This window comes from Rothia nasimurium (assembly GCF_004569295.1).
Lineage (GTDB): Bacteria > Actinomycetota > Actinomycetes > Actinomycetales > Micrococcaceae > Rothia > Rothia nasimurium_B.
The window spans coordinates 1-3,298 of record NZ_SPQC01000081.1 but is presented as its reverse complement, the minus strand read 5'-3'; the positions used below and the strand labels follow the sequence as shown (position 1 = coordinate 3,298).

The 3,298-nt window shown below is 64.8% G+C and carries 4 protein-coding genes; 1 reads left to right on the top strand and 3 read right to left on the bottom strand.

Translation table 11 applies throughout. The features are described from left to right. From E4U03_RS12370 to moaA, 3 genes are all read right to left on the bottom strand, one after another. Nucleotides 1-886 (bottom strand): molybdenum cofactor guanylyltransferase (locus E4U03_RS12370; RefSeq protein ID WP_167752438.1); only part of this gene is annotated, 886 nt, incomplete at its 3' end. A gap of 12 nt (nt 887-898) precedes the next feature. Continuing rightward, nucleotides 899-1,180, bottom strand: coding sequence for a MoaD/ThiS family protein (locus E4U03_RS12365; protein ID WP_135014024.1), 282 nt, complete (start codon nt 1,178-1,180; stop codon nt 899-901). 16 nt (nt 1,181-1,196) lie between these two features. Then, the gene (gene moaA / locus E4U03_RS12360; protein WP_135014023.1) at nt 1,197-2,330 is read right to left on the bottom strand and encodes a GTP 3',8-cyclase MoaA; all 1,134 of its coding nucleotides are present in this window, start codon (nt 2,328-2,330) and stop codon (nt 1,197-1,199) included. Nucleotides 2,331-2,472: 142 nt separating this feature from the next. On the opposite strand from moaA, the gene modA reads away from it, so the two are divergent. After that, nucleotides 2,473-3,264: a molybdate ABC transporter substrate-binding protein gene (modA, locus tag E4U03_RS12355; protein WP_135014022.1), complete on the top strand. Its 792-nt coding sequence runs from the start codon at nt 2,473-2,475 to the stop codon at nt 3,262-3,264. Nucleotides 3,265-3,298 lie beyond the last annotated feature (34 nt).

Genomic DNA, 3,298 nt, shown 5'->3' with positions numbered 1-3,298 from the left:
GGGGGAGGGTTTTGCGGTGGACGTTCTCGCCGTCGGCAGCTGGCGGGTGGGTCAGTACCTGCCAGGGCGGGGCCCCGGCGGTGGCGTAGCCGTCCATAGCCGAGGAATCGTAGTGGGGAACGGGCAGCAGGGCGCGGGCGTCGCGGGCCAGGGTCCTGTCCAAGGCGTCAGCGAGGGGGACCTCTTCTTCGGTGAGGGTAAGGTCTGTTCCCGCCCGGTGGAGGAGCTGTCTGGCCTGGTGCCAGCTGGTGTGGTGCACGGTGGTCCTCCTTAGGGCTGGGGGCGGTGCCTGGGTGTAGCCTGCGGCGCGGGCGGCCTCCCAGGTATCAACGTCGGCGGTCAGGGTGGCAGGTAGTTCTAGCTCTGCGGGTTTAAGGGGGCTGAGGACGCGGCGGACGGAGGCGTTGGTGGTATCTCCGGCAAAGGCAGGAGCCAGGGCCGCGGCCCGGTAGATGCCCAGGAGGGGTTGGGTGATGCCCTCAGAGACAGCCCAGTAGCCGGTGACCTCTTGCGGTGCGGACGCTGCCACCTGCAGGAGCAGGGGCACAGCGGCCTGGGCGCGGGGCAGGTCGCAGGAAAGAACCAGTACCCAGTGGTGGGAGAGTGCCGAAAAGTCATGCTGGGCTGCTGCCAGGGCCGCAAGCCCGGCAGACATACCGGCTGCTGGCCCGCTAAAGACCGGTTCTTCCCGGGTCTGTAGGATGCCCGTGGGCAGGGCGAGCTCTGCCGGGCCGACGACCACGCGGTGCTCCGCACCCGTACAGGCGGCGAGAACTCCGTCGAGCAGGGTGTGCTCACCGTTGGAGAGCAGGGCCTTGGGCACCCCTCCGAGGCGGGAGGAGCGTCCGCCCGCCAGGATCAGGGCCGAGTAGCTGGGGGTGTTCACCGGGTTTTCCTCCTAGCCACCGGCAAAGGGCGGAAGAACATCCAGGCGCTCAGCCTGCTTCAAGATGGCCGGGTTATCGAGCTGCTCGTCGGTGGCGGCAACCCCGTCGACGAGGAAAGTGCAGCGCGGCAGAATATCGGCCAGGGTCTGGCCCGAGGGAGTGCTGCCGGTGAATTCTTCTGCCAGGTAGGCACGAACCCTGGTAAGAGTGGGAGCAGGTAGCTGGGCTGGGTCCAGGGTGAGGCTGGGGCGGCCCGCAGCCGCCCGGGCTGCGGCGAAAAAGTTAATCTGCATGGAAAGTCCTTGAATCTTAGCCGCCGATGGCGCTCATTGATCGAGTAGGTTGGGTGAAATCGGGGGTATCGAAGCCGGCCGTATCCTTGCCGTGGGCCTTGGGCTTGGCCCACATGGCTCCGTGCCAAATCTGGGCCAGTTCAGCATCGCTGGCTCCGCCGCGTAGGGCACCCATGAGGTCGGTCTCGGTCAGGGAGAAGAGGCAGGACCGCACTTTGCCGTCGGCGGTAATGCGGGTTCGGGTGCAGGCTGAGCAGAAGGGTTCGGTGACTGAAGCGATGATACCCACCTGACCCAGGGGCTCTGCTGTACCGGCGCGACCGAGCGGGTAGACGTCCCAGAGCGCTGCGGGTGAGGCTCCGCGCGGACGCCCGTGGGGCAGTAGGTCGTAGTGGTCGGCCAGGTGCTGACGAATCTGCTCGGCGGTGATGGTGCCTTCGCGTGTCCAGTTGTGGTCGGCGTCCAGGGGCATCTGCTCGATAAAACGGAGCTGGTAGCCCCTCTCCAGTGCCCAGGTAAGGAGCTCGTGGCCCTGGGTGTCGTTGACCCCTGCTATGAGGACGGCATTAATTTTGAGGGGGGTGAGCCCGGCTGCTGTGGCCGCCTCAATTCCGGTGAGCACGGAGGTCAGCTTGTCTCTGCGGGTAAGCTGAGCAAAGGTTTCGGGGCAGATGGTATCGAGGGAGACGTTCACCCGGTTGAGCCCGGCTGCTGCGAGGGCGTCCACTTTTTTCTCAAGCCCTATGCCGTTGGTGGTCAGGGCGATGGGCAGGTGGGGGTGGTCGGCGCGGACTGCCGCAATAATGTCGGTTAGATCGGCTCGTACCAGGGGCTCGCCGCCGGTGAAGCGTACCTCTTCTATCCCTAGGTCCATCACGCCTACACGCACGAGACGGGTTACTTCATCGAGGGTGAGAAGCTGGCTGCTGGGGAGCCAGTTGAGTCCCTCGGCGGGCATACAGTAGACGCAGCGCAGGTTGCACTTGTCCATGAGCGAGATGCGCAGGTCAGTGGCGGTTCTACCCCAACGATCAGCGAGAGGCCCGCTGGTGGGCGCCCCCTGCCGGGTGGTGGCAGTCAGACCACCGGTGACCACAGGGATGGTAGAGCCCAGGGGAACCGGGGGAACGGGGGTGGAGGATTGGGGCATACCCACACTTTCACAAATCTTAATCAGTATTTTAGATGTAATATTTAGCCTATCGAAACTGGGTGAAGAACACCACCTGGCTCTACACTAATCTATAGAAACAAACCAGCCCAGGCCACTGTTACCCGCGCCAGGAGGACTCATGCGCCGCCCCATCCTAGCTACCCTGCCCCTCGTTCTTGCCCTTGCGGCCTGCGCCCCCGGCTCACCGGCGTCCGCCCCCGAGAGCAGTCAGAGCAGCCTCGGTGTGGACGCCCCCGTGCAGGTCTTTGCGGCGGCCTCCCTGGGAGCCGTGGGCGATGAACTCATCGCAGCCTACCGCCAAGAAAACCCGCAGGCCGACATCACCGCCACCTACGCGGGGTCATCCCAGTTGGTGACCCAGATGGCCGAAGGAGCCACCCCCGATCTGCTGATTACCGCCGATAGCACCACCATGACCCAGGCTATCGACACAGTTGAAGAACTGTCCGGCGCCACCCCCGAAACCATCGCCACCAACGCCCTGGTGCTGGCCACCGCCCCCGGCAACCCCGCTGCCATTGATAGCGTGGATGATCTGGCTGCAAGCGGCGTCATGACCGCAATCTGCGCCCAGGAAGTACCCTGCGGACGCCTGGCCCACCAGGAGCTCAGCCGTCAGGGAATCACCCCGGCGACCTCCACCGAAGAAGCAAATGTCTCGGCGGTCGCCACCAAGGTGGCTACCGGCCAGGCGGATGCTGGCTTTATCTACTCCACCGACGCCACTGCCCTCTCTGCCACCGAAGATATCACCGTCATCAACCTGCCTGACCTAGAACGCAACGCCTACCCCCTGGCCCTGACCACCACCGGCCAGGCCAAGGCGAGCGCCCAGGATTTCGCTAACTGGATCGCCACCTCTGAGAAAGCTGCCCAGATTCTTACTGCCTACGGCTTCGAACCTGCCTAAACTAGGACTATGAGCACACCCGGCCCCGCACCCG